This window comes from Streptomyces sp. NPDC102490 (genome assembly GCF_044765285.1).
In the GTDB taxonomy this organism is placed as follows: Bacteria; Actinomycetota; Actinomycetes; order Streptomycetales; family Streptomycetaceae; genus Streptomyces.
Genome location: NZ_JBIWJU010000002.1, coordinates 590,035 through 616,433, shown reverse-complemented (window position 1 = coordinate 616,433; position 26,399 = coordinate 590,035). Strand labels below are relative to the sequence as shown.

At 73.3% G+C, this 26,399-nt stretch carries 18 protein-coding genes, 1 tRNA gene and 1 pseudogene; 4 read left to right on the top strand and 16 right to left on the bottom strand.

The annotated features are described in order from the left end of the window. The first annotated feature begins 77 nt into the window (after positions 1-77). Together ACIRGB_RS06230 and ACIRGB_RS06225 are read left to right on the top strand one after the other, a co-directional pair. Positions 78-710, top strand: a complete 633-nt coding sequence (locus ACIRGB_RS06230; RefSeq protein WP_403859125.1) for a LysE family translocator — start codon at positions 78-80, stop codon at positions 708-710. Between the two features lie 77 nt (positions 711-787). Beyond that, a complete protein-coding gene (locus ACIRGB_RS06225; protein ID WP_403859123.1) occupies positions 788-1,561 on the top strand; it encodes a Clp protease N-terminal domain-containing protein in 774 nt (257 codons plus the stop codon). On the opposite strand, the pseudogene ACIRGB_RS06220 reads toward ACIRGB_RS06225, so the two are convergent. Next, a pseudogene (locus tag ACIRGB_RS06220) lies at positions 1,503-1,751 on the bottom strand (pentapeptide repeat-containing protein); the annotation flags it as partial. The gene ACIRGB_RS06225 and the pseudogene ACIRGB_RS06220 overlap by 59 nt on opposite strands. Positions 1,752-1,832: 81 nt before the next feature. Here ACIRGB_RS06220 and ACIRGB_RS06215 point away from each other — a divergent pair. Further along, positions 1,833-3,533 carry a bifunctional 3'-5' exonuclease/DNA polymerase gene (locus ACIRGB_RS06215; RefSeq protein ID WP_403859121.1) on the top strand — a complete coding sequence of 567 codons (1,701 nt, stop codon included), beginning with the start codon at positions 1,833-1,835 and terminating at the stop codon, positions 3,531-3,533. Between the two features lie 30 nt (positions 3,534-3,563). Here the strand turns inward: ACIRGB_RS06215 and ACIRGB_RS06210 are convergent, their stop codons facing one another. The 14 genes from ACIRGB_RS06210 to bldG form a co-directional block, all read right to left on the bottom strand. After that, the gene (locus ACIRGB_RS06210) at positions 3,564-4,217 is read right to left on the bottom strand and encodes a response regulator (RefSeq protein WP_403859119.1); all 654 of its coding nucleotides are present in this window, start codon (positions 4,215-4,217) and stop codon (positions 3,564-3,566) included. A gap of 37 nt (positions 4,218-4,254) precedes the next feature. After that, complete coding sequence (locus ACIRGB_RS06205; RefSeq protein ID WP_403859117.1) at positions 4,255-5,808, bottom strand: sensor histidine kinase; 1,554 nt, start codon at positions 5,806-5,808, stop codon at positions 4,255-4,257. 34 nt (positions 5,809-5,842) lie between these two features. After that, the gene (locus tag ACIRGB_RS06200) at positions 5,843-7,045 is read right to left on the bottom strand and encodes a Clp protease N-terminal domain-containing protein (protein WP_403859115.1); all 1,203 of its coding nucleotides are present in this window, start codon (positions 7,043-7,045) and stop codon (positions 5,843-5,845) included. Positions 7,046-7,231: 186 nt separating this feature from the next. Further along, positions 7,232-7,308 (bottom strand) — tRNA-Thr (locus tag ACIRGB_RS06195). 104 nt (positions 7,309-7,412) lie between these two features. Then, positions 7,413-9,032 carry an alpha/beta hydrolase gene (locus tag ACIRGB_RS06190; RefSeq protein WP_403859113.1) on the bottom strand — a complete coding sequence of 540 codons (1,620 nt, stop codon included), beginning with the start codon at positions 9,030-9,032 and terminating at the stop codon, positions 7,413-7,415. Between the two features lie 108 nt (positions 9,033-9,140). Further along, positions 9,141-10,346, bottom strand: coding sequence for a DNA polymerase III subunit delta' (locus tag ACIRGB_RS06185; RefSeq protein ID WP_403859111.1), 1,206 nt, complete (start codon positions 10,344-10,346; stop codon positions 9,141-9,143). Between the two features lie 139 nt (positions 10,347-10,485). Beyond that, entirely contained in the window at positions 10,486-13,767 is a 3,282-nt protein-coding gene (tmk, locus tag ACIRGB_RS06180; RefSeq protein WP_403859109.1) for a dTMP kinase, read from the bottom strand. 155 nt (positions 13,768-13,922) lie between these two features. After that, entirely contained in the window at positions 13,923-16,778 is a 2,856-nt protein-coding gene (topA, locus tag ACIRGB_RS06175) for a type I DNA topoisomerase (protein WP_403859107.1), read from the bottom strand. A 268-nt stretch (positions 16,779-17,046) separates the two neighbouring features. Next, a complete protein-coding gene (locus ACIRGB_RS06170) occupies positions 17,047-17,244 on the bottom strand; it encodes a hypothetical protein (protein WP_403859105.1) in 198 nt (65 codons plus the stop codon). Between the two features lie 222 nt (positions 17,245-17,466). Then, positions 17,467-18,984: a methyltransferase gene (locus ACIRGB_RS06165; RefSeq protein ID WP_403859103.1), complete on the bottom strand. Its 1,518-nt coding sequence runs from the start codon at positions 18,982-18,984 to the stop codon at positions 17,467-17,469. 62 nt (positions 18,985-19,046) lie between these two features. Continuing rightward, complete coding sequence (locus ACIRGB_RS06160) at positions 19,047-19,637, bottom strand: small secreted protein (protein WP_403859101.1); 591 nt, start codon at positions 19,635-19,637, stop codon at positions 19,047-19,049. 218 nt (positions 19,638-19,855) lie between these two features. Further along, entirely contained in the window at positions 19,856-22,261 is a 2,406-nt protein-coding gene (locus ACIRGB_RS06155) for a sodium-translocating pyrophosphatase (RefSeq protein ID WP_403859099.1), read from the bottom strand. A gap of 304 nt (positions 22,262-22,565) precedes the next feature. Beyond that, positions 22,566-22,997 carry an ATP-binding protein gene (locus ACIRGB_RS06150; protein ID WP_403859097.1) on the bottom strand — a complete coding sequence of 144 codons (432 nt, stop codon included), beginning with the start codon at positions 22,995-22,997 and terminating at the stop codon, positions 22,566-22,568. Between the two features lie 109 nt (positions 22,998-23,106). Further along, positions 23,107-23,448 carry an anti-sigma factor antagonist BldG gene (gene bldG, locus ACIRGB_RS06145; RefSeq protein ID WP_003975386.1) on the bottom strand — a complete coding sequence of 114 codons (342 nt, stop codon included), beginning with the start codon at positions 23,446-23,448 and terminating at the stop codon, positions 23,107-23,109. A gap of 82 nt (positions 23,449-23,530) precedes the next feature. Between bldG and ACIRGB_RS06140 the strand changes: the two genes are divergently transcribed. Further along, complete coding sequence (locus tag ACIRGB_RS06140; protein ID WP_403859095.1) at positions 23,531-25,987, top strand: DEAD/DEAH box helicase; 2,457 nt, start codon at positions 23,531-23,533, stop codon at positions 25,985-25,987. Here the strand turns inward: ACIRGB_RS06140 and ACIRGB_RS06135 are convergent. After that, positions 25,950-26,363, bottom strand: coding sequence for an Rv3654c family TadE-like protein (locus ACIRGB_RS06135; protein WP_403859322.1), 414 nt, complete (start codon positions 26,361-26,363; stop codon positions 25,950-25,952). The two genes, ACIRGB_RS06140 and ACIRGB_RS06135, sit on opposite strands and share 38 nt — an antisense overlap. Positions 26,364-26,399: the final 36 nt, after the last annotated feature.

The following is a 26,399-nucleotide window of genomic DNA, read 5'->3' as shown; positions in this document are numbered from 1 at the left end:
GTGCCACGGCCGCCGGGCCCGTCTCACTCCGCGGAATGCGGCCAGGGCCGCACCGCCCGGCGTCGACCATGGCACGCATGGTGGACATGACTCTCTACGCGGCGTTCCTCGTCGCCGCCTTCGCGCTGTGCGTCACTCCGGGCCCCGACCTGATGTTCATCGTCGCGATGGGCGGGCGGGGCGGCCCCACGGCCGGTGTGATGGCCGCGTTCGGGGTGGCCTGCGCGATGCTCGTGCACGCGGTCGCCGCGGCCCTCGGGCTGTCGGCCCTCTTCACGACGCTGCCCACGCTGTACCACGTGCTGCGCTGGGCGGGCGCGGCCTATCTGCTGTACCTGGCGGTGAAGGCGTTCCGGGACCGGTCGGTGCCGGGCGGGGACGGCTCGGCGCCGAGGGGCGCGGGGATGCGGCGGGCCTTCTGGCAGGGCGCGATCACCAACCTGCTCAACCCCAAGGTGATCCTCTTCAACGTGGCGTTCCTGCCGCAGTTCGTCGACCCTGCGCTCGGGCACGTCCCCGGCCAGCTGCTGGTGCTCGGCGGAACGCTGGTGGTGATGGGTTTCCTGTGGGACGGCTTCGTCGGGCTGCTCTCGGGGCGGCTGGCCGGTCTCCTCGGGCGCAGCGCCCGGGTCAACCGCTGGCTCAACATCGTCTCCGGGACGGTGTTCACGGGGCTCGCGGTACGTCTGGTGGTGGCGTCGCCGAAGTGACGCGGAGCCGCGGAGCCCGCCCCTCCGACTGTCAACCATGAGTTGACAGTCAGAGGGGTGCAACCTACGGTTGACACATGCCGACGAACCCGAGCATCACGTCATCCGTACGCCTCGACGAACTCATCACCGCGATCAAGAAGGTGCATCCGGAACCGCTGGAGCAGCTCCAGGACGCCGTCATCGCCGGCGAGCACCTCGGAGAGGTGGCCGACCACCTCATCGGCCACTTCGTGGACCAGGCCCGGCGTTCGGGCGCGTCCTGGACGGACATCGGCAAGAGCATGGGCGTCACCCGGCAAGCGGCGCAGAAGCGCTTCGTGCCCAAGGAGTCGGCCGACCTGGACGCGAGCCAGGGCTTCAGCCGCTACACGAACCGCGCGCGCAACGCCGTCATGGCCGCCCACAACACGGCCAAGGCCGCCGGCAACACCGAGGGTCTGCCCGAACACCTCGTCCTCGGCCTGATCACCGAGCGCGAGAGCCTGTCCGCCAAGGCGATCGCCGCGCAGGGCGTGACCCTCGACGCGATCCGCGAGGCGGCGACCGCCGCACTCCCGCCGGCCGCCGCGGAGGTCCCGGAACTGGTGCCCTACGGCGCCGCGGCCAAGAAGGTCCTCGAACTCACCTTCCGCGAGGCCCTGCGTCTGGGTCACAACTACATCGGCACCGAGCACATCCTGCTCGCCCTGCTGGAGCACGAGCACGGCGAGGGTGTGCTGAGCGGGCTCGGCCTCGACAAGGAGGCGGCCGAGCGGTACGTGGTCGACGCGCTGGCGGAGTTCATCCAGATCACCCAGGACGAGACCGGAGAGACTGGGACGACCGGACCCGCGCCCGAAGCGGGCTGAGCGAAGGCGGGCTGAGCGAAGCCAGCCTGGGCGAAGCCAGCCTGGGCGAAGCCGGGCTGGGCGAAGCCGGGCTGGGCGAAGCCGGGCTGGGCGAAGGCGGCCTGCGGCGAAGCCGGGCTGAGCGAAGGCGGGCTGAGCGAAGGCGGGCTGAGCGAAGGCGGGCTGAGCGAAGGCGGGCTGAGCGAAGGCGGGCTGGGCGAAGGCGGGCTGGGGGTCGTCGTCGCGGGGGCGTTGTCGGGGCGTTGTCAGACCCGCCTGCGACACTCGCGACATGGCCGAGAGGTGGGCGCTCGCGGTGGCCGAGGACGGTGGCGTGGAGGTCGCCGCCCTCGGCCCCGACGGGCTGCCCGCCGGACCGGTGCGGCGGGAGCCCGGTCCCGCCGAGGCCGTGCGGAGCAGACCGGACGTCACACGCTGGGTGTGGCGGTCCACCGCCGAGATCGCGCCGCGCCTGCTCGCCGCGGGAGCGCGAGTGGAGCGGTGCTACGACGTGGAGGCCGCCGAGACCCTCCTGCTCGGCCACGAGGGGCGGTACGGGGAGCCGCGCTCGGCCGCGGCCGCCCTGGCCCGGCTGCACGGCGGCCCCGTACCGCCCGACCCGCCGCAGCGCTCCGCCGAGCCCGGCGCGCAGTCCCCGCTGTTCGAACCCCAGGCCGTCCGCCTCCCCCTGTCCGACCTGCTCGCCGTCTACGCCGAGCAGCAGCGCCGCCACGACCGCTCGGCCCACCCCGACCGGCTGCGGCTGCTGACGGCCGCCGAGTCGGCGGGGATGCTGGTGGCCGCCGAGATGAACCGCGCGGGGCTGCCCTGGCGGGCCGACGTGCACCGCCAGGTCCTGCACGACCTGCTGGGCGAGCGGTATGCGGGCGGGGGCGAGCCGCGCCGCCTGGCCGAGCTGGCCGACGAGGTGTCGGCGGCGTTCGGGCGCCGGGTGCGGCCCGATCTGCCCGCGGACGTGGTCAAGGCGTTCGGGCAGGCGGGGGTGAAGGTCGCCTCCACCCGCCGCTGGGAGCTGGAGTCGCTGGACCATCCGGCCGTGAAGCCGCTGCTCGAGTACAAGAAGCTGTACCGCGTCTGGGTCGCCCACGGCTGGTCCTGGCTCCAGGACTGGGTGCGCGACGGGCGGTTCCGCCCCGAGTTCCTGGCCGGCGGCACCGTCACCGGACGCTGGGTCACCAACGGCGGGGGCGGACTTCAGATCCCCAAGGTGATCCGGCGGGCCGTCGTCGCCGACCCGGGCTGGCGGCTGGTCGTCGCCGACGCCGACCAGATGGAGCCGCGCGTGCTGGCGGCGATCTCCCGCGACCCCGGTCTGATGGAGGTGGCGGGGCGCGAGACCGACCTCTACCAGTCCGTCTCCGACCGCGCGTTCTCCGGCGACCGCGCCCAGGCCAAGCTCGCCGTGCTCGGCGCGGTCTACGGCCAGACCTCCGGCGACGGCCTGAAGAACCTGGCCGCGCTCCGACGCCGCTTCCCCCGCGCGGTGGCGTACGTCGACGACGCGGCCCGCGCGGGCGAGGAGGGGCGGCTCGTGCGCACCTGGCTGGGCCGCACCTGCCCGCCCGCGGCCGGCGCGGCCGACGGCACCGAGGAGGCGGGCCTGCCGCAGGACGACCCCTCCGGCGCCGCCGACTCCGGGGAGCGTCCGCAGGAGTGGGTGCCGGGGTACGCGTCCTCCAACGCCCGCGCACGGGGCCGCTTCGCCCGTAACTTCGTGGTCCAGGGCAGTGCCGCCGACTGGGCCCTGCTGCTGCTCGCCGCGCTGCGCCGGACCTGCGCGGACATGGCGGCCGAGCTGGTCTTCTTCCAGCACGACGAGGTGATCGTGCACTGTCCCGAGGAGGAGGCCGACACCGTCGTCGCGGCGATCCGGGACGCGGCGGAGCTGGCCGGACGGCTGACCTTCGGGCCGACGCCGGTGCGGTTCCCGTTCACGACGGCGGTGGTGGAGTGCTACGCCGACGCGAAGTGAGCGGGAGGGGGCAGGCGAAGGGGCGGTGACCTACGGCGCGTCGAGGAGCCCGGCGTCGTGGGCGAGGACGGCGGCCTGGACGCGGTTGGCGCAGCCGGTGCGGGTAAGGATGCGGCTGATGTGCGCCTTGACCGTACCGGCGCTCAGATACAGCCGGTCGGCGATCTCCCCGTTGGACAGACCGGTGCCGAGCAGCCGCAGCACATCGCGTTCGGCGGGGGCCAGTTCGTCGATCCGGCGCAGCGCGGCCTCGGTGTCCCGGCCGGACCGCACGTGCCGCTCCAGCAGCTGCCGGGTGATCCGGGGGGCCAGCACCGGCTCGCCCCTGGCGGCGAGTTGGACGGCGCGGATCAGGTCGGCGGGGCCGGTGTCCTTGAGCAGGAAGCCGCTCGCCCCGGCCCGCAGGGCCCGCGTCACATGCGCGTCCTGCCCGAAGGCGGTCAGCATCACGACACAGGTGCGGGGCGAGAGACGGGAGATGTCCTCGGCCGCGGCGATACCGTCGCGGACCGGCATCTGGACGTCGACCAGGGCGACGTCGACGTCCTGGGCGCGACAGGCCGCGGCGGCTTCCCTGCCGTCGCCCGCCTCGGCGACCACCTCGATGTCGTCGGCGTTCTCCAGGATGAGCCGGATTCCGGCGCGCATCAGCGCCTCGTCGTCGGCGACCAGGACTCGGATCATCGGCTCATCCTAGGACGGCCGTCCTGCGCTCAGTCGTTCATCCCAGGACCGCCAGCACCAGCAGGACGACGAGGAAGCCCGCGGTGGGCAGCACCACGACCAGCGCGGCGCAGCCCGAACCGAGGACCCGCGGCCAGGTCAGGATCTCGTCCGGCAGCGGGGCGCGGGCGCCTCCCGGCCCGGGACGGACGAGCGGTTGGGGAGACGACGATCGGGGAGATGACGGCCGGCCGGGGGACGAGTGCCCCGCGGGCGGGTGACCGGCGGCCGATCGCCCAGCGGCGGGCAGCCGGGCGGCGACGCGGAAGCCGCCATTCACCAGGGCGCCCGCCTCGAACGTGCCGCCGAGCAGCCCGACCCGCTCCGCGCAGCCGGCCAGTCCGCTGTGCGTGCCCCCGCGGGAGGGCCCGGCCACGGGCGGCGGGGCGTTGGTGACGGACACCTCGATCCCGCCGCCGACGCTCCTGACCTGCACCCAAGTGGGCGCGCCGGACGCGTGTTTCAGCACGTTGGTCAGTCCCTCGCGGACCACCCGGTGAATGGCCTGCCGCGTCCGCGGCCCCAGCTCCTCCCCCTCGGGGACGGACCAGTCCAGCTCGACGGCGCCGCCGGTCCGCCGGGACTCGTCCACCAGCGCGGCGATGTCCTCCCGGGTCCCCCGCCCGTCCCCGGACCGGTCCTCCCCCGGACCGGCCAGGTCGGCGTGGCGCAGGACGCCCAGGATCTCGCGCAGTTCCTCCATCGCCGTACCGGCGGTCGTGCGCAGCAGCTCGGTCTGTCCGGCGAGGGCCGGCGCCTGCCGTGCGGCCGCCAGCTCGAGTGCCCCCGCGTGCACGGAGATGAGGCTCAGCCGGTGCCCCAGGAGGTCGTGCATCTCGCCCGCGATCCGGTTCCGTTCCTCCGCCCGCGCCGCCTCGGCGGTCAGGGCGCGGGCCCGCTCCAGATAGGCGTTGCGTTCACGCAACAGGCTGACCAGCGGCCGCCGTTGCCCGAGCAGCGTTCCGGCCAGGGCGGGAAGCACCAGGAGCAGCACCAAGGAGACCGCGTTGCCCACCACCTGGAACGCGAGGCGCTCGGTCCGGAACGGGGCGGTGACGACGGTCAGCACCCCGACCACGGCCGAGGCCGCCCCGACGACCTGCCACGCACGCCGCGTCGGTGCGATGCGCCGGGTCGCGGACATCACGACGAGCGGCGCCACCGCCAGCGTCCACACGTTGACCCCCACGACCAGCGGGGCGGCCCCCAGGACCGCGGCGACCGGTCGCCCACGGCGCAGGGCGACGAGCAGGACCGCCCACAGGGCCTCCGCCACGGCCAGCCCCGGCCGCGCGGGGACCACCAGCACCAGCGGCACCAGCCCGAAAGCGGCGGTGAGAAGGAGGAGCACCCCCTCGACGACGACCGTACGACGCCCGGCCCCACGCACCGCGGCCCACCCGGCGACCGCCTCCCGCCGCACCCGGCGCGACGCACCGCCCAGCCCACGCCGCACCCGGTACGCGGCACCGCCCAGCCCACGCCGCACCCGTACCGACGGCCGGGGCGCGCCCGTGCCGCCGGACTCCTGACCACCGCTACGCACCCGCACCCCCGGAACGCTATCCGCCCGGCCGTCCCCGCTCTCACGCACCCGGCAGGCTCTCCAGCTCGGCCCGCAACGCGGCAAGGCCGACCTGCTCGGCGGCCAGCAACTCCGCCACGTGGGCGTCGTCGAGCAGCGCGGACAGCAGATGGACGGTGCCGACGGTGGGCGACTCCCGCTCGGCGGCCCGCAGCCGGGCGACCGCGACGGCGTGTTCGGCGGCGGCGGACAGCCGCGCCCGCTCCCCCTCCCCGGCGTCGTCGGCCGACACCGCCGCAACCGGAGCGACGGCCGAAGCGACGAGGGAGACCTGGCGCACTCCGTGCCGGCGCAGGACCGCCGACGCGGCGTTGGCCTCCACCAGATCCTCCGGAAGCGCATGCCCCGCCACGGCCAGCGCCCGGTCCAGGGCGAGCACCCCCAGCAGCAGATCCACCGGTTCCGCCACGTCCCGTCCGCACCGCACCGCCTGGCGCGTGGCCTCGACGTTCACGGCGAACAGCACCGGTGAACCGTTCAGCCCGGACTGCGCGGTCCACGAAGTGAACGCGCGGGACAGCCGGTTGCCGCTCCTGCCCACCGTCCCGGCCCGGCGCAGCAGCAGCACGCCGTACGACTCCGGCCGCCCGCTCGCGTCGTCCGACCCCGCGGCCTCGGCGTCCAGCCGGCCCAGCCGGGCCAGCGCCTCGGCGGTGTCCAGCCGCCGGAGCAGCAGCGCCTCCCTCGCCCTGCTGTCCGGCAGCTCCAGCAGCGCCCTGGCGATGTGCCGACAGCGCACGGAGACCGTCCCCTCGGCACGCGCGGACGCCAGCGCGCGCAGCAGACAGCTCCGCATCGCCCCGCTCATCACGGGCGGCCCGGCCGGCATCCCCTCCCGCGCCGACGCGCGCACCCCCTGCCCGAACCGCCACCACGCCTCACGCCAGGCAGCCTCGACCTCGCCCTCGTCGGCCTCCACCCCCGGCCCGCCATGTGCCTCGTCCTCGCTGACCCAGCCCCGGCCGGCCCGGCCCTGTATGAAGCCACTGAGCCCACCGGACTTCCGCATCCCCGGGGCGATCACCTCCCCGGCGTCCGTGTCCCCCATCACCAGCTCGCCCAGCAGGGTGTCCGTCCCCGCGCACGCCGTCTCGCTCCGCACCGCCCGCCGCACCGTCGCGACGAGCACCTCCATGACGTCCGGCTCGAACTCCGTGGTCACCCCGAGCCCGGCCAGGTCCGCCGTCGCCCCTCGCTGCCCCATCGAACGCCTCCTCCCTGCACGGCGGTCCGCCCCGCCTGCCCGGACGACGCTAGGCACCCCCGCCCCACCCCCGCGCCTGCCGACCGGCCAGACATCCGGTCCGATCGGCCTGCCCGCCCCGCGAGCAAGAAGGAAACGCAGAAGACCCGCAGGCCGGATGTCCGACCTACGGGTCTCGATACTGTCTGGAGCCGCCTTCGGGATTCGAACCCGAGACCTACGCATTACGAGTGCGTTGCTCTGGCCATCTGAGCTAAGGCGGCGCGCCGTGCACCCATGGTGCGATCAGCAACGTCGGTAAGTCTACACAGTTTCCCGGGGTGCTCCGAACCCGCCCCGGAGGCGCGGGCTCCGGGGCGGGCGGGGGCTATGAGCAGCGCTTGCCGTCCTGCGGGGCGGTGCCGCGCAGCAGGTAGGTGTTGATCGCCGAGTCGATGCAGGTGCTGCCGCGGCCGTAGGCGGTGTGGCCGTCGCCCTCGTAGGTGAGGAGGTGACCGGAGGCGAGCTGGTCGGACAGGGCCTCGGCCCAGCGGTACGGGGTGGCCGGGTCGCGGGTGGTGCCGACGACGACGATCGGGGTGGCGCCGGCCGCCTCGATGCGGTGCGGCTCCCCCGTGGGCCGCACGGGCCAGTACGCGCAGTTCAGGGAGGCCCAGGCGAGGCCCTCGCCGAAGACCGGGGACGCCTTCTCGAACTCGGGGAGGGCGTCGCGCACCTCGTCCGGGGAGGAGAAGGCGGCCGGGAGGTCGAGGCAGTTCACGGCGGCGTTGGCGAACATCAGGTTGCTGTAGCCGCCGTCGGCCTCGCGCTCGTAGTAGCTGTCGGACAGGACCAGCAGGCCGGCGCCGTCCTTCTCCTTGATCGCCGAGGTCAGCGACTCGCGCAGCTGCTGCCAGGCGCCCTCGTCGTACATCGCCGCGATCACGCCGGTGGTGGCGAGGGACTCGGTGAGCCTGCGGCCGTCGGCGTCTCCGGCGGGGAGGGGCTTGGCGTCCAGGTCGTCGAAGAAGGACTTCAGGTTCTTGCCGACCTGGCCGGGGGTGGTGTCCTTGCCGCCGAGGGGGCAGTCCGGCTGCCGTACGCAGTCCTTCGCGAAGGACCGGAACGCGGTCTCGAAGCCCTCCGTCTGCTCCAGGTTCAGGCGGCGGGCGGGCAGGGAGGGGTCCATCGCGCCGTCCAGGACCAGGCGGCCCGCCCGGTCCGGGAACAGGCCGGCATAGGTCGCGCCCAGGAACGTGCCGTACGACGCTCCGACGTAGGTCAGCTTCTCGTCGCCCAGCACCGCGCGCAGGACGTCCATGTCGCGTGCCGCCTCGACCGTCGAGACGTGGCGCAGCAGCTTCGGCGCGTCGGCTCCGCAGCCCTCGGCGAACCCCTTGTAGGCGTCGACCAGCTCGTCCGTCTCGCCCGCGTCGTCCGGGGTGACGTCGGTCTGCGTGTACGCGTCCATCTCGCGGCCGTCGAGGCACTCGACGGGCTCGCTGCGGGCCACGCCCCGCGGGTCGACCGCCACCATGTCGTACTGGGCGCGGACCTTCGCCGGGTAGCCGATGCCCGCGTACTGCTGGAGGTAGCCGATCGCCGAGCCGCCCGGTCCGCCCGGGTTGACCAGCAGCGAGCCGAGCCGCTTGCCCGGTCCGGTGGCCTTCTTGCGGGCGACCGCGAGCCGGACGTCGCCCTCGCCCGGCTTGGCGTAGTCGAGCGGGGCCTTCATGGTGGCGCACTGGAAGCCGGGGACACCGCAGTCGCGCCAGCCGAGCTTCTGCTCGTAGTACGGCGACAGCTCGGAGGGCGTGGTCTTCGGTAGGGGGGCCAGGGTCGCCGTGGCCGCCTCCGTCGAGCCCACCGCCTGGGCCGCGGGGGACCCGGCGGACGTCGACGCGCCCCCGGCCGAGCAGGCGGTGGCGAGCAGCGCGGCGGCGAGCAGCGCGCCCCGGGAACGGGGGCTGCCGGTGCGGGTCCTGCGGTGGGTGCGCCTTGTGTGCATTCAGCGAGCGTAACTCTCCGCGACGACATCGTCGCGGTACGTGGTTTGCGTGCCCCGTACGTGTTACCGCGTCAACCGGGTGCGCCCCGGCGCGTGGAGGGCGCGCGCTCAGCCCGCCCGGAGCGCCATCGTCATCGCCTCCACCGCCAGCAGCGGGGGCACGTTGCGGTCGAGGGCCTCGCCGCAGGCGGCGACCGCCTCGATGCGGCGCAGCGTGGACTCGGGTGTGCTGCCGCGGGCGAGCCGCTCCAGGGCGTCCTCCGCGTCGGCGTTGGCGATCGCCACGCGGGAGCCGAGCTGGAGCGCGAGGACGTCGCGGTAGAAGCCGGTCAGCTCGCTCAGGGCGAGATCGAGGCTGTTGCGCTGGGTGCGGGCCTTGCGGCGTTTCTGGTCGGCCTCCAGGTCCTTGATCACGCCGGCCGTGCCGCGCGGGAGCCGGCCGCCCTGGGCCGCGCCCAGCGCCGCCTTCAGCTCCTCGGTCTCCTTGGCGTCCATCTCCTCGGCGAGCTGCTTGGCGTCCTCCGCCGCGGCGTCGACCAGCTCCTGGGCCGCCTTGAGGGCGCCGCCGACGTCCTCGACCCGCAGCGGCAGCCTCAGCACGGCGGCCCGGCGGTCCCGGGCCGCCTTGTCGGTGGCCAGGCGGCGGGCGCGGTCGATGTGCCCCTGGGTGGCGCGGGCCGCCGCGGCGGCGACGTCCGGTTCGATGCCCTCGCGCCGTACGAGCATGTCGGCGACGGCCTCGACCGAGGGCGTGCGCAGGTTCAGGTGGCGGCAGCGGGAGCGGATCGTGGGCAGGACGTCCTCGACGGACGGAGCGCACAGCAGCCAGACCGTCCGCGGCGCCGGTTCCTCCACGGCCTTCAGGACGGCGTTGGCCGACTTCTCGTTCAGCCGCTCGGCCTCCTCGACGAGGATGATCTGCCAGCGGCCGTTCGCGGGTGAGGTGAACGACTTGCGGACGGTGTCCCGCATGTCCTGGGCGCGGATCTCGGCGCCCATGGCGACCACGGTGCTGACGTCCGCGTGGGTGCCGACCAGCGCCGTGTGGCATCCGTCGCAGAAGCCGCAGCCGGGGACGCCGCCCAGGGCACGGTCGGGGCTCACGCACTGCAACGCGGCGGCGAACGCCCGGGCCGTCTGGGCCACGCCGGAGCCGGGCGGGCCGGTGAACAGCCAGGCGTGCGTCATGCTCGTCGCCTGCGGCAGCGGGCGCTCGGCCGCGACGGCGGTGACGAAGGCGTCGGCGTCCCGGGCAGCGGCGGCGAGCGGCTCGCACACCTTCTCCTGCCCGACGAGGTCGTCCCACACGGTCATGGGTCACGCCGTCCTTCCGTCACACCGAGCCGACCGCACTGAGCGGCCGCGCCGATTCCGTCGCGACCTCCATTGTGCGGGGCGGCACTGACAACGCGGCGGGACCGCCGGGCACGCGCGGCCCCGGCGGTCCCGGTGCTCAGCGTCGTCCCCGGCCCCTGCCCCGGCCGCGGCCACCGCGGCCGTCGTCGTGGCCGTCCTCGCCGCCCTCGTCGTGCGGTCCGAGCAGCTCGTCCGCCAGCGTCGGCAGGTCGTCCAACGGGGTCTCCTCGGCCCAGTCGGGGCGGCGCCTGCGGGGCGGCGGTGCCTGGTCGGGGTCGATCCGGGGCAGCTCGCGCGTACGGTCCTGGGCCTCCTCGGCCGGGCCCTCCTCGCGGAAGTAGCCCGGCGGGACCCGGTCGGCGGGGTCGTCCCCGCGTACCGGCGGCAGGACGGCCGTCTCGTCGGCGGCCCCCTGCGGCGTCACGGGCGGCAGGACCGCCGTCTCGTCGGCGTCCCGCGGCTCCACCGCGGGAAGCACCGCCGTCTCGTCCGCCGTTCCGGACGGCACCGGCGGCTTGGGCAGCTCGGTCGTCACCTCGGACTCGGACTCGCCGGACGCCCGGCCGCCGCCCTTCGCCTCGTCGGCGCCGTCCTCGGGCGTGTCCCGCACCGGACGCAGGACCGCCGTGTCCTCCACCGGCCCGCCGGAGGCGTTGGTCGGGGTCACGATCGGGGTCTGCACCGTCGTCGCGTCGGTGGGCGTCGAGGGGGCCGGCTTCGGGCGGGGCGAGTCGGCCGCCGCGGGGGCCGCGGACTTGGGACCGGCCGCGGCCGCTGCCGCCGCCTGCTCCGCCGCCCGGCGTGCCTCCTCGGCCCGCAGCAGGGCCTCCTCGGCCTTGCGCTGCTTCTCCAGGCGCCGTGCCTCGGCCTCGGCGCGCAGCCGCTCCTCCTCCTCGGCCTGCTTGCGGCGCCGCTCCTGCTCGGCCCGCAGCCGTGCCTCCTCCTCGGCGCGCGCCTTCTCCTCCGCTAGGAGCCGGGCCCGCTCCTCCTCGGCCTTGCGGCGGGCTTCCTCGGCCCGCTGCCGGGCCTCCTCGGCCTGCCGCTCGGCCTCGCGCCGCTGCGCCTCCTCCAGCTCGCGCCGCTTGCGCTCCTCCTCCTCGGCGCGCACCCGCGCCTCCTCCGCGAGGCGCTCGCGCTCCAGGCGCTCCTCCTCGGCCTTGCGGGCGGCCTCTTCCTCGGCCTTGCGGCGGGCTTCCTCCTCGGCCTTGCGACGCGCCTCCTCCTGAGCCTTGATCTCGGCCTCGGACAGCGGCAGCACCTGGTCGAGCCGATGGCGTACGACGGTGCCGACGGCCTCCGGCTCCTGGCCGGCGTCCACGACCAGGTAGCGCCCGGGGTCGGCGGCGGCCAGGGTGAGGAAACCGGAGCGCACGCGCGCGTGGAACTCGGCGGGCTCCGACTCCAGCCGGTCCGGCGCCTCGGTGAACCGCTCGCGCGCGGCCTCCGGCGACACGTCGAGCAGGACGGTCAGGTGCGGTACGAGCCCGTTGGTGGCCCAGCGGTTGATGCGGGCGATCTCGGTCGGCGACAGGTCGCGCCCGGCGCCCTGGTAGGCGACCGAGGAGTCGATGTAGCGGTCGGAGATGACCACGGCGCCGCGCTCCAGGGCGGGCCGGACCACGGTGTCGACGTGCTCCGCGCGGTCGGCGGCGTACAGCAGTGCCTCCGCGCGGTGCGACAGCCCGGCGCTGGAGACGTCCAGCAGGATGGAGCGCAGGCGCTTGCCGACCGGGGTCGCCCCGGGCTCGCGGGTGAGCACGACCTCGTGCCCCTTGCCGCGGATCCACTCGGCGAGGGCCTCGGCCTGGGTGGACTTGCCGGCGCCGTCGCCGCCCTCCAGGGCGATGAAGAAACCGGTCGCGGCGGGCGTCGGCACCGGGTCGTCGCCGCCGAGCAGCGCGTCCCGCAGGTCGTGCCGCAGCGGCACGCCGGAGCGGTCGTCGACCTTGGCCAGGACCAGCGCGGCCAGCGGCAGCAGCAGGGCGCCGAGCAGCATCAGGACGAACGCGGCGCCGCCGTGGGCGAAGACGAACTTGCCGTTCTCCAGCCGGTGCGGTCCGATCGCCGCGGCCACGACGGGACCGACGACCGCGCCGAGCGCCACGCAGACCCGGACGACCGCGTGCAGGTGCTCGGTGGTCCGGGCCCGGCGGTGGTCCTCGGTCTCCTGGTCGAGCAGCGCGTGCCCGGTGTTCGCGGCCACGCCCGCGCCGACCCCGGCCAGCACCAGGAGCAGCAGCACGGTGGTGTCGTCCGGGACCAGTCCGGCGGCCAGCAGGGTGACGCCGGCGAAGGCGATGGCCAGGGCGAGCAGCCGCCGGCGGGACAGGGAGGGCAGCAGGGCGGGGGCGGTGCGGATGCCGACGACGACGCCGCCGGTCAGGGCGCCCACCGTCAGCCCGTACAGCACGGGGCCGCCGCCCAGGTCCTTGGCGTGCAGCACCGCCACGGCGACCGCGGCGGCCACCACCGCGGCGACCGCGGCGCAGGCGGACACCAGCAGCGGGAGCACTCCGGTGCGGCCCTTGTCGACGCCGCTGCCGCTCTTGGGGCGGCGCAGTCCCTCCAGCGGCGACCGCGCGCGCGGGGTGCGCAGCGCGGGCAGTTCCAGGAAGCTCAGCACGGACAGGGACGCGGCGAACAGCCCGGCCGCGACGTACGAGCCGAGTGCCGCCTGGTGCTCGGCGAACCAGTCGACGCCGGCGCCCAGGAGGTTGTTCAGGAGCCCCGCGACGACCAGGACGACGGCCGCGAGGGGGATCGACACGAAGCTCGTGCGCAGCGACAGGCGGCGCAGCGCGTCCATGTGGTCGGGCAGCGGCCGGACCGTCGCGCCCTCCAGGGGCGGGGCGGGCAGCAGCGCCGGGGCCGCGCTCTCCCGGCACACCGTCCAGAAGCGCTCGGCGACGCCGGTGACGAAGACGGTCACCAGGAGGACGGCGAGCGCGTCGTCGGGCGTCCAGTCGATCCACAGCGGCGCGATGATCAGCAGCGCGGCCCGCAGCCCGTCGGCGCCGACCATCGTCCAGCGCCGGTCGAGCGGGCCGTCCTGCGAGGTGAGTGAGGTCAGGGGCCCGAGCAGGACGGCGCCGAAGAGCAGCGTCGCCAGGATGCGGACGCCGAAAACGGTCGCCACTGCGAACGCCACGCCCCGGTATCCCCCGCCGAACGAGCCCGCGCCGATCGCGGCCTGTACGGCGAGGAGGACCAGCACCAGCAGGGCGAGGATGTCGCCGACACCCCCCACGAGCTGTGCGCTCCACAAACGCCTCAGCTGCGGACGGCGCAGCAGGGCGCGGACGGCGCGCTCGCGGGAGTCCGCGACCAGGGCGTCGTCCGGGGCGGGGTGAGGGGCCGTTGGCTGCTCGGCTCGCGTCATGCGTTCAGCCTATAGGTCGCCGCCGACAGTCCGGTGGGCGCGGCCGAACGTACGCACGCCCCGACACCGAAATGATGCCGGGGCGTTCGTTGTGCGAAGAGCGTGCGCGGCGCGGAAGGGCGCCGCTCAGCGATCCGGGGATTTCTGAGCGGGGCTCAGTCCTCCGACGCCTTCGACGCGGCCGTCTTTCCGGCGGCCGCCTTGGCGGTCGTCTTCTTCGCCGTGCTCTTGGCGGCGGTCTTCTTGGCCGTGGTCTTCGCGGCGGCCGTCTTCTTGGTCGCCGCCGCCTTCTTGGCCGGGGCCTTCTTGGCGGCCGTCTTCTTCACGGCCTTCTTCGCCGTCTTCTTGGCGGGCCCCTTGGCGCGCTTCTCGGCCAGCAGCTCGTAGCCCCGCTCGGGCGTGATCTCCTCGACGCTGTCGCCGGAGCGCAGCGTCGCGTTGGTCTCGCCGTCGGTGACGTACGGGCCGAAGCGGCCGTCCTTGACGACGACGGGCTTCTCGCTGACCGGGTCGGTGCCTAGCTCCTTCAGCGGCGGCTTGGCCGCGGCCCGGCCACGCTGCTTGGGCTGGGCGTAGATCGCCAGCGCCTCCTCCAGCGTGATGTCGAAGAGCTGCTCCTCGCTCTGGAGGGACCGCGAGTCCGTGCCCTTCTTCAGGTACGGGCCGTAGCGGCCGTTCTGCGCGGTGATCTCCACGCCCTCCGCGTCGGTGCCGACGACCCGCGGCAGCGACATGAGCCGCAGCGCGTCGTCCAGGGTCACCGTGTCCAGGGACATCGACTTGAACAGCGAGGCGGTGCGCGGCTTCACGGCGTTCTTGCCGGTCTTCGGGGTGCCCTCGGGGAGCACCTCGGTGACGTACGGGCCGTAGCGGCCGTCCTTGGCGACGATGGCGTGGCCGGTGGCCGGGTCGGTGCCCAGCTCGAAGTCGCCGCTCGGCTTGGCCAGCAGCTCCTCCGCCAGCTCCACGGACAGCTCGTCGGGCGCCAGGTCCTCGGGGACGTCGGCGCGCTGGTGGTTCTCGGAGTCCTTCTCACCGCGCTCGACGTAGGGGCCGTAGCGGCCGACGCGCAGCACGATGTCGTTGCCGACGGGGAAGGAGGACACCTCGCGGGCGTCGATCGCGCCGAGGTCGGTGACCAGTTCCTTGAGGCCGCCGAGGTGGTCCCCGTCGCCGTTGCCCGCGTCGGCCGCGCCGCCGCCCGCGCCGCCGCCGCCCTCGCCGAAGTAGAAGCGCCGCAGCCACGGCACCGCCTGGGCCTCGCCGCGGGCGATGCGGTCGAGGTCGTCCTCCATCCTGGCGGTGAAGTCGTAGTCGACGAGCCGCCCGAAGTGCTTCTCCAGGAGGTTGACCACGGCGAAGGAGAGGAAGGACGGGACGAGGGCCGTGCCCTTCTTGAAGACGTAGCCGCGGTCGAGGATGGTGCCGATGATCGACGCGTACGTCGACGGGCGGCCGATCTCGCGCTCCTCCAGCTCCTTGACCAGCGACGCCTCGGTGTAGCGGGCCGGGGGCTTGGTGGCGTGGCCGTCGACCGTGATCTCCTCGGCCGTCAGCGCGTCGCCCTCGGCGACCTGCGGCAGGCGGCGCTCGCGGTCGTCCAGCTCGGCGTTCGGGTCGTCGGCGCCCTCGACGTAGGCCTTGAGGAAGCCGTGGAAGGTGATGGTCTTGCCCGACGCGCTGAACTCGACGTCCCGGCCGTCGGAGGCGGCGCCGCCGATCTTCACCGTGACGCTGTTGCCGGTCGCGTCCTTCATCTGGGAGGCGACGGTCCGCTTCCAGATCAGTTCGTACAGCTTGAACTGGTCGCCGGTCAGACCGGTCTCGGCGGGCGTGCGGAAGCGGTCGCCGGAGGGGCGGATCGCCTCGTGCGCCTCCTGCGCGTTCTTGACCTTGCCGGCGTACGTGCGCGGCTGGGGCGGCAGGTAGTCGGCGCCGTACAGCTGCGTCACCTGGGCGCGGGCGGCGGAGACCGCCGTGTCGCTCAGGGTCGTGGAGTCCGTACGCATGTAGGTGATGTAGCCGTTCTCGTACAGCTTCTGGGCGACCTGCATGGTCGACTTCGCCCCGAAGCCGAGCTTGCGCGAGGCCTCCTGCTGGAGCGTCGTCGTACGGAACGGGGCGTACGGCGAGCGGCGGTACGGCTTGGACTCGACGGAGCGGACGGCGAACCGGGTGTTCTCCAGCGCGGCGGCGAGCGCGCGGGCGTTCGCCTCGTCGAGGTGGAGCGTGTTCGCGCTCTTGATCTGCCCCAGGGAGTCGAAGTCGCGGCCCTGCGCGACACGCCGTCCGTCGACCGTCTGGAGGCGGGCGACCAGCGACGACGGGTCGGAGGCGTCTCCCGCGCGGCCCGTCGCGAAGGTGCCCGTCAGGTCCCAGTACTCGGCGGAGCGGAACGCGATGCGCTCGCGCTCCCGCTCGACGACGAGCCGGGTGGCGACGGACTGGACGCGGCCGGCCGACAGGCGCGGCATGACCTTCTTCCACAGGACCGGCGAGACCTCGTAGCCGTAGAGGCGGTCGAGGATGCGGCGGGTCTCCTGGGCGTCGACGAGCTTCTGGTTCAGCTCGCGCGGGTTGGCGACGGCGGCGCGGATCGCGTCCTTGGTGATCTCGTGGAACACCATGCGCTTGACCGGGATCTTCGGCTTGAGGACTTCCTGGAGGTGCCAGGCGATGGCCTCGCCCTCGCGGTCCTCATCGGTGGCGAGGAAGAGTTCGTCGGAGTCCTTCAGCAGGTCCTTGAGCTTCTTGACCTGGGACTTCTTGTCGGCGTTGACCACATAGATGGGCTGGAAGTCGTGTTCGACGTCCACGCCGAGGCGGCGGACCTCGCCGGTGTACTTCTCCGGTACCTCCGCCGCGCCGCTGGGAAGGTCGCGGATGTGCCCGACGCTCGCCTCGACGACGTAGCCAGGGCCGAGATAGCCCTTGATCGTCTTCGCCTTGGCGGGCGACTCGACGATGACGAGTCGTCGGCCGCCCTTCGCGGTCTCGCTGGTCGGGGACAACTTCGCTCTTCTCTCCGGTCGACGCTGGGCCTCCCCAGGCCGTGGTCCCGGGTCGGGTCGTTCTGTGTTTCGATCGTGACGCTGCGGAGTGTGACGGTACCTCCCGCCCCCGTGTCAAACGGGAAAAGCCCGCAACGGCCACTCGAACGGTAACCCGACGAACCCTGTTCCTGCCGCCCGGAGTGCCCACCCGTCCCGACGCACGTATCCGGAGTGCGATCCCCCGATTACCCGGGCGGCGCCCCGGCCGGGGTCCGGAACCGGCCGCTCACACCTGCGTCAGGCACCAGGCCCCGAGGCCCAGCGCGACCACGGCGGCGAGGCTCGCGACGGTCGCCGATGCGACGGGGCTCACACCGTGGGCGACGGGCCGGCCGTGCCGCACCCGTGTCGTGGTCCACACCAGCAGACCGGCCCCGAACAGGGCGAACACCACTCCCGCGAAGATCGCCGGCCCGCTCTCCATGGTCCCCGTGCCCCTTTTCTCCAGCCCGCGCGTGTCCAGCCCCGGGGAGGCTGTCACGCGCGGGCGACGGGCAGGCGAACCCGAGGTGAACGGGGAGCCGACGGCTGTGCCGGGTGCCGTCGGGCGGACCGGTCGCCCGTGCGCCGGGGTGGGGCGGGCGGCGTCGGCGAGCCACGGAAAAAGAAATGGGTGGGCGCACCCACGCCCGGCGGCCGGGCCGGACTACGCCGGTTCGAGGAAGCCCTGCTCCACCAACAGCCGGATCTGCGCGGGCGTACGGTCGCGCAGGGCCACCGGGTCCTCGCCGACCAGCTGGGCGATGGCGTCCAGGATGCGCCCCGCGCTCATGGTGCCGTCGCAGACGCCCGCGAAACCGGCGCCGACCGTGTCGACCCGGGTGGCCCGGCGCATGCCGCGGTTCTGGCGCAGGACGACGTGCTCCGGGTCCTCGGCGCCGGGCAGCCCGACCTGCTCCTGGACGACCTCGCCGGCCAGGGTGAAGTGCGCCTCCAGCAGGGCCGCGTCGTCGTGGTCGCGCAGGTAGTCGACGCGGTCGAAGTGGGCGCGCACGGTCTCGCCGAGCGGCTGCTCGATCGGGTGCGGCCACTCCTCGGCGACGACCGAGGGCTCGGCGGCCCCGGTCCGGCGCAGCGTGATCCAGCCGAAGCCGACGGCCTTGACCTTGCGCGCCTCGAACTCGTCGAGCCACGCGTCGTACCGCGCCTGGTAGTCGGCCGGGTCGCCGCGGTGGTCGCCCGCGTCCCGCAGCCACAGCTCGGCGTACTGGGTGACGTCCTGCACCTCGCGCTGCACGATCCAGGCGTCGCAGCCGCGCGGCACCCAGGAGCGCAGCCGGTCCGTCCAGTCCTCCCCCTCCACGTGCTGCCAGTTGGCGAGGAAGTGTGCGAACCCGCCCTCGTTCAGCCGCTCCCCCGTCTGCTGAACGAGCGAGCGGCACAGATCGTCCCCGCCCATCCCGCCGTCGCGGTAGGTGAGCCGGGCGCCGGGCGAGATCACGAACGGCGGGTTGGAGACGATGAGGTCGTACGTCTCGTCGTCGGCGACCGGTTCGTACAGGGAGCCTTCGCGCAGGTCGGCGGCCGGCGCTCCGGACAGGGCGAGGGTGAGTGCGGCGATGTGCAGCGCGCGCGGGTTGACGTCGGTGGCCGTCACGCGCGTGGCGTGCGCGGCGGCGTGCAGCGCCTGGATGCCGGAGCCGGTGCCGAGGTCGAGGGCGGCGGAGACGGGCGTACGGACGGTGAGGCCCGCCAGGGTCGTGGAGGCGCCGCCGACGCCGAGGACGACGCCCCGGGCGTGGCGGCCGATGCCACCGGCGCCGCCGACCGCGCAGCCGAGGTCGGAGACGATGAACCAGTCCTCGCCGTCGGGCCCGCCGTAGGGCCGTACGTCCACGGTGGCCGCGACCTCGTCGTCGCCCGCGCGGTCGAGCCATCCGCTCTCCAGGCAGGCGTCGACGGGCAGGACGTCCGCCACGCGCGCGCGGGGGACGGGTTGCTGGAGCAGGAACAGCCGGACGAGCAGTTCCAGCGGCGTGTCGCCGCGGGTCGCCCGGAGCGCGGGCACGGTCTCGCTGCGCGACAGCGCCGCGTACGCGGGGGCGCCGAGCAGCTCCAGCAGTCCGTCGGCGGTGAAGGACGCCCCGAGGAGGGCGTCCCGCAGCCGGGCGGTGACGTCGGGGCGGTCGGCGGAGGGCAGGGGGGACAGGCTGGCGTTACTCACACCCCCATTGTGGCCCGGCGGTCACCGCCCCGCCCCGCGTCCGCGTGGGGAGGCCCCTCCCGTCAGCCCTCGGCGGACGACGGCGTCACCGAGGCCGACTTGCAGCTGGGCTGCTTGGCCATCGCCTTGCCGACGTCGCCCTCCTCCAGGGTCTTCAGCGCGTTGCTGCCGCTCTTGCTGAGCTTGTTCAGCTCGGTGGCGATGTCCTTGAGGCCGTCGGCGAACTGGGCCTGGTCCTTGGTGTCGAGCTCCTCCACCTGCTTGCGCAGGGAGGCGTACGACGAGGACAGGCCGTTCAGCTCGGTGACCGCGTCCTTCTGCTTCTTCTCGCCGTCGTCGACGTCCGGGGGGCCGGCCTTCTGGACGGTGGCGCCCATCGCCTTGTAGGCGTCGGACATGTCCTGGAACGCCTTCGCGTCGGTCTTCTGGACCTCGGCGGGGGTGCTGTTGTCCGAGGTCTCCTTCTGGATCGCCGCGTTGGCCGCCTCGATCTTCTTGGCCTGCGGCTGCACGCCCTCGCAGACGTCCTTGGCCCAGGAGTCCAGCTTCTCGTTGTCGTCGCTGCTGCTGCATCCCGTCAGCGCCAGTACCAGTACCGCACCGCCGGACAGTGCGGCCGCGAGCTTCTTGTTCACCGGATTGGTCCCTTCCATGGCTCTCGGCCCCGGAACATACACGCCGGATGGAGGACATCGACCGGACGAACATCCGTTAAGACCGTATTGAAGCCATTTGCACCAAGAGAGAGAAGGCTCACGGTGACCGGGCGCACGCCCGCGCGGAACGGGCGGACGACGCGTCAATACGCGCCGTCCGCCCGCCCTTTGGGCCATGCCACGCAAGAGGCCGTGCGGCGGCCCCGAGCGCGGGACTACGAAACGACCGCCGGATCGGCCGACTTGGGTTCCGGGTCGGAGTCGTCCTCGTCCCCCATGGCGATCCCGCGCCGCTTGGACACGTAGACCGCCCCCGCGATGACGACGAACGCGACGACGGCGATCAGCACCCGTACCCCGATGCTCTTGTCGGCGCCGTAGGAGAACTTGATGACCGCGGGGGCGATGAGCAGCGCCACCAGGTTCATGACCTTCAGCAGCGGGTTGATCGCCGGACCCGCCGTGTCCTTGAACGGGTCGCCGACCGTGTCGCCGATCACGGTGGCGGCGTGGGCCTCGCTGCCCTTGCCGCCGTGGTGGCCGTCCTCGACGAGTTTCTTGGCGTTGTCCCAGGCGCCACCGGAGTTGGCGAGGAACACCGCCATCAGGGTGCCGGCGCCGATCGCGCCCGCCAGGAACGCGCCGAGCGCGCCCACGCCGAGGGTGAACCCGATGAAGATGGGCGCCATCACGGCGAGCAGGCCGGGCGTGGCGAGTTCCCGCAGGGCGTCCCTGGTACAGATGTCGACGACCTTGCCGTACTCGGGTTTCTCGCTGTAGTCCATGATCCCGGGCCGTTCCCGGAACTGCCGGCGCACCTCGAAGACCACCGCGCCCGCCGACCGCGACACCGCGTTGATCGCCAGCCCCGAGAAGAGAAAGACGACCGCCGCCCCGGCGATGAGCCCGACGAGGTTGTTGGGCTGCGAGATGTCCATCATCAGGTTCATCGGCGCGCCCTCGCCGCTGAGTTTCTCGCCCACGTCCGCCGCGCCGGTGGTGATGGCGTCGCGGTACGACCCGAACAGGGCCGCCGCCGCGAGGACGGCGGTGGCGATGGCGATGCCCTTGGTGATGGCCTTGGTGGTGTTGCCGACGGCGTCCAGGTCGGTGAGCACCTGGGCGCCGGCGCCCTCGACGTCGCCGGACATCTCGGCGATGCCCTGCGCGTTGTCGGAGACCGGCCCGAAGGTGTCCATGGCGACGATGACGCCGACCGTGGTGAGCAGCCCGGTGCCGGCCAGCGCCACCGCGAACAGCGCCAGCATGATCGACGTACCGCCGAGCAGGAAGGCCCCGTAGACGCCGAGGCCGATCAACAGGGCGGTGTAGACGGCGGATTCGAGGCCGAGCGAGATCCCGGCGAGGACGACGGTGGCGGGACCGGTGAGCGAGGTCTTGCCGATGTCCTTGACGGGGCGCCGGGTGGTCTCGGTGAAGTAGCCGGTGAGCTGCTGGATCAGGGCGGCGAGCACGATGCCGATCGCGACCGCGACCAGTGCGAGGATCCGCGGGTCGCCGCTCCTGCCCGCGATCGCCGCGTCGGTGACACCGTCCAGGTCGGCGTACGAACCGGGCAGATAGACGAAGACGGCGACCGCCACAAGGACCAGCGAGATCACCGCGGAGAGGAAGAAGCCCCGGTTGATCGCGCTCATGCCGCTGCGGTCGGAGCGCCGGGGCGCCACCGCGAAGATGCCGATCATCGCCGTGATCACACCGATCGCCGGGACCAGCAGCGGGAACGCCAGCCCGGAGTCGCCGAAGGCCACCTTGCCGAGGATCAGCGCGGCGACCAGGGTGACGGCGTACGACTCGAAGAGGTCGGCCGCCATGCCCGCGCAGTCGCCGACGTTGTCGCCCACGTTGTCGGCGATGGTCGCGGCATTGCGCGGATCGTCCTCCGGAATGCCCTGCTCGACCTTTCCGACCAGGTCGGCGCCGACGTCGGCGGCCTTGGTGAAGATGCCGCCGCCGACGCGCATGAACATCGCGATCAGCGCGGCACCGAGGCCGAAGCCCTCCAGGACCTTCGGCGCGTCGGCCGCGTACACCAGCACCACGCAGCAGGCGCCCAGCAGGCCGAGCCCCACCGTGAACATGCCGACGACGCCGCCCGTACGAAACGCGATCTTCGTCGCTTTGTGCGAGACGAGAGTGAGATCCTTTTCCGGTTCGCCGGGGGCCGGGGTCGCTTCCCGCGCCGCCGCGGCGACGCGCACATTGGCGCGCACGGCGAGCCACATACCGATATAGCCGGTGGCCGCCGAGAACGCCGCGCCGATCAGGAAGAAGATCGAACGTCCGGCACGTTGATTCCAGTCGTCCGCGGGCAGCAGCATGAGCAGGAAGAACACGACGACGGCGAATACGCCGAGCGTGCGCAACTGCCGAGCCAGGTAGGCGTTCGCGCCTTCCTGGACGGCCGCCGCGATCTTCTTCATGCTGTCGGTTCCCTCGCCCGCCGCGAGCACCTGGCGCACCAGGACACCGGCGAGCACCAGCGCGGCCAGGGCGACGACCGCGATGACCGCGACCAGGGCGCGGTTCGAGTCGGTCAGCACGGCGGCTGCGAGGTGGGAGGGATCGCCCAACTGATGAGGGGTGGAAAGCTCCGCCATTCGTCCTCCTTGACGCTTGGGCTGAGCTCAAGATGTGGACGGGATTGTAGGTACCGGAACCTGATCAAAACAGTGCACGACAAATGGAATTGACCTGTCAACCGCACGGGGGCCGGAAGTAGTAATGCCCCTCCGGCATTAATGCCGTGATCCATTCGGTGATCAATTCATATGTGATTGATCGTGAAGGAATTCACTTGGCGCCCGCACGGTTGGCGCTCGCACGGTCCCAATGTATGTCCGCACATGACAAAGGGCCCCACCAGGTGGGGCCCTTCGGGTGACACGGGGGTCGACGCAGAAATCAGATCGGCGGCAGCACCGCCGGCGCGGTCGGCCAGGTCATGCGGATCAGCCCGCCGTCCTCGCCGGCCGTGACCTCCACGTCGTCCACGAGCCCGCTGATGACCGCGAGGCCCATCTGGTCCTCCTCGGCCTCCAGCTCGTCTGCGGCGAGCCCCGAGGTCTTGATCCCGGGGACCGCGTGCGGCGCCTCGTCGCCGACCTCGATGGAGAACTGCTTCTCCTCCTCGATCAGCGCCACCTTGACCGGCGCCGTGATGCCGACGTGCTGATGCAGGCCCACGGCCCGAGTGCAGGCCTCGCCGACGGCGAGCCTGACCTCGTCGAGGACGGCCTCGTCCACTCCGGCCCTGCGCGCCACCGCGGCCGCCACCAGACGGGCGGTCCGGACGTGCTCGGGCAGCGCGCTGAAGCGGAGTTCGACGGTGGCCATGCATCCCCCTCGGAACTACGGGCGTGCTTTCGAGGGTCCGGGCCGCCGACAGCCCGGGCCCCCCTCGTTCTCTTGCTGCCCCGGGCCGCACAGGCCCCGGGGCCGGTCGTCAGTCGGTGGCCGCCACCGCTTCCTCGACCGAGGTGTGAATGGGGAACACCTTGGTGAGGCCGGTGATACGGAAGATCTTGAGAATGCGCTCCTGGTTGCAGACCAGCCGCAGCGAGCCCTCATGGGCACGCACCCGCTTCAGTCCACCCACCAGCACGCCGAGCCCTGTGGAGTCGAGGAAGTCCACGCCCTCCATGTCGACGACGAGGTGGAAACTCCCGTCGTTCACGAGCTCGACCAGCTGCTCACGCAGCTTGGGCGCGGTGTATACGTCAATTTCGCCACCGACCTCGACGACCGTACGATCGCCGACGGTACGGGTCGACAGGGACAGGTCCACGGATCCTCCAGCACCTTGCTATCGAGCGGTCGTCCCTCGGGACACCTCGGCTTGAAGCCCCCAGGACGGTTCGCCAGCCGCGATGGCATTCAATCACTTACCGGCAGGCGTGCACGACGCCTTGGTCCCATTGTCCGTCACGCCAGTGACAGACTCGGTGCCGATGGCCAAGAATCACCGACCCGATCGATCCCCGGCGGAGCCCGGCTCCCGGCCGGAACCGGGCATGCTCCTGGACCGGCTCGCCGCGGGACCGAGCCGGGCTGCGCGCATCACTCATACGGAGCACCTGCCCCCACGTGCGGGACGTCATGCCCGCTGGCCGGACCGGATTCGACCGGAGGTCCTCGCCGCGGTGCGCGCCGCGGGTATCGACCGTCCCTGGGCCCACCAGGCACGCGTGGCCGAGCACGCCCTCGACGGCGACTCGGTGGTCGTCGCCACGGGCACCGCGTCCGGCAAGTCCCTGGCCTATCTGGTGCCGGTCCTGTCGGCCCTCGTGGACGGCTCCGAGGCGCCGAACGGGCGCGGCGCCACCACCCTCTACCTCGCCCCCACCAAGGCGCTGGCGGCCGACCAGTGCCGCTCGGTGAGGGAACTTTCACAACCTCTCGGCACCGCGGTCCGGGCCGCGGTCTACGACGGCGACACCCCGTTCGAGGAACGCGAGTGGATCCGCCAGTACGGCACGTACGTGCTGACCAACCCGGACATGCTGCACCGCGGCATCCTGCCCTCCCACCCCCGCTGGTCGTCGTTCCTGAAGGCGCTGAAATACGTCGTCGTCGACGAGTGCCACACCTACCGGGGCGTCTTCGGCTCCCACGTCGCCCAGGTGCTGCGCAGACTCCGCAGACTGTGTGCCCGCTACGGCGCGTCGCCCGTGTTCCTGCTCGCCTCCGCCACCGCCGCCGAGCCCGCCGTGGCGGCCCGCCGCCTCACCGGACTCCCGGTGATCGAGGTCGCCGACGACGCGTCACCGCGTGGTGAACTGGTGTTCGCCCTCTGGGAGCCGCCGCTGACCGACCTGGAGGGCGAGAAGGGCGCACCGGTCCGCCGCACGGCCACCGCCGAAGCCGCCGACCTGCTGACCGACCTCACCGTGCAGGGCATGCGCTCGATCACCTTCGTACGGTCCCGGCGCGGCGCGGAGCTGATCTCCGTGATCGCCCAGGAACGCCTGGCCGAGGTCGACCGCTCCCTGGTCCGGCGCGTGGCGGCGTACCGCGGCGGCTACCTCCCCGAGGAGCGCCGCGCCCTGGAACGCGCCCTGCACTCCGGCGACCTCCTCGGCCTCGCGGCGACGAACGCCCTGGAACTCGGCCTCGACATCTCCGGCCTGGACGCCGTGGTGATCGCCGGGTACCCGGGCACGCGGGCCTCGCTGTGGCAGCAGGCGGGCCGGGCAGGCCGGTCCGGACAGGGGGCGCTGGCCGTGCTGGTCGCCCGGGACGACCCGCTGGACACCTTCCTCGTCCACCATCCGGAGGCCCTGTTCGACCAGCCGGTGGAATCCACGGTCCTGGACCCCGACAACCCGTACGTCCTCGCCCCCCACCTGTGCGCGGCGGCGGCGGAACTGCCCCTGACCGAGGAGGACCTGAAGCTGTTCGGTCCCGCCTGCGAGGAGCTGCTGCCCCAGCTGGAGGCGGCGAAGCTGCTGCGCCGGCGGACCCGGGCCTGGCACTGGACACGCCGTGAGCGGGCCGCCGACCTGACGGACATCCGCGGCGAGGGCGGCCGCCCGGTCCAGGTGGTCGAGGAGGGCACGGGGCGGCTGCTGGGCACCGTGGACGCCGGTGCCGCCCACACGACCGTCCACGAGGGCGCCGTGCACCTCCACCAGGGGCGCACGTACCTCGTCCGCTCCCTCGACCTGGAGGACTCCGTCGCGCTGGTCGAGCAGGCCACCCCCGCCTACTCGACGGTGGCCCGCGACACGACGGCGATCTCGGTCCTGGAGACCGACATCGAGGTCCCCTGGGGCGACGGGCGCCTCTGCTACGGCTCGGTCGAGGTCACCAACCAGGTGGTCTCCTTCCTGCGCCGGCGCCTGATCACCGGCGAGGTCCTGGGCGAGACGAAGCTCGACCTCCCTCCCCGGACGCTGCGCACGCGCGCGGTGTGGTGGACGGTCACCGAGGACCAACTGGACGCGGCCCGGATCAACCCGGAGATCCTCGGCGGGGCCCTGCACGCCGCGGAGCACGCCTCGATCGGCATGCTGCCCCTGTTCGCGACCTGCGACCGCTGGGACATCGGCGGCGTGTCGGTCCCCCTGCACCCGGACACCCTGCTGCCGACGGTCTTCGTGTACGACGGCCACCCCGGCGGCGCGGGCTTCGCCGAGCGCGCCTTCCACACCGCCCGCGACTGGCTCACGGCCACCCGGGAGGCCATCGCCTCCTGCGAGTGCGACGCGGGCTGTCCGTCGTGCATCCAGTCCCCCAAGTGCGGCAACGGCAATGATCCGCTGCACAAGCGGGGAGCCGTACGGCTCCTCACGGTGCTGCTGCGGGGGGCGGCGGAGGCGGAGTAGACGGTGCGGAGGGCAGGGGCGGCGGGACAGGCGACGCGGAGGGCAGGGGCGGCGGGGCCGGTGCGGGTGAGGTGAGCGGGGCCGGGCCCGCCCTCGCCCGGACCTCCGCCGTGAACGGGCCCCTGCCCGAGGCCGCCGTCACGTCCGAGACCTGCCCGGTGATCACACACCTCACCAACCGCACCCCCTGCGCCCGCGCGACCCGGCTCGCCCTCCCGCACGCCGCCGTGCCGCCCCGTGCCCAGTGGTCCGCCGCCGCGAGGGCCGCCAGATCGGCGCCGCCGGCCGCGCGGTGGCGGGCCACGACGGCCTGCCCCAGGGCCAGCACCACGCCGAACACCAGACACAGGACGGCGATGGCGGCCACGCTCCACACGGTCGCCGAGCCCCGGTCGGAGGCGGTGCGGAGGCG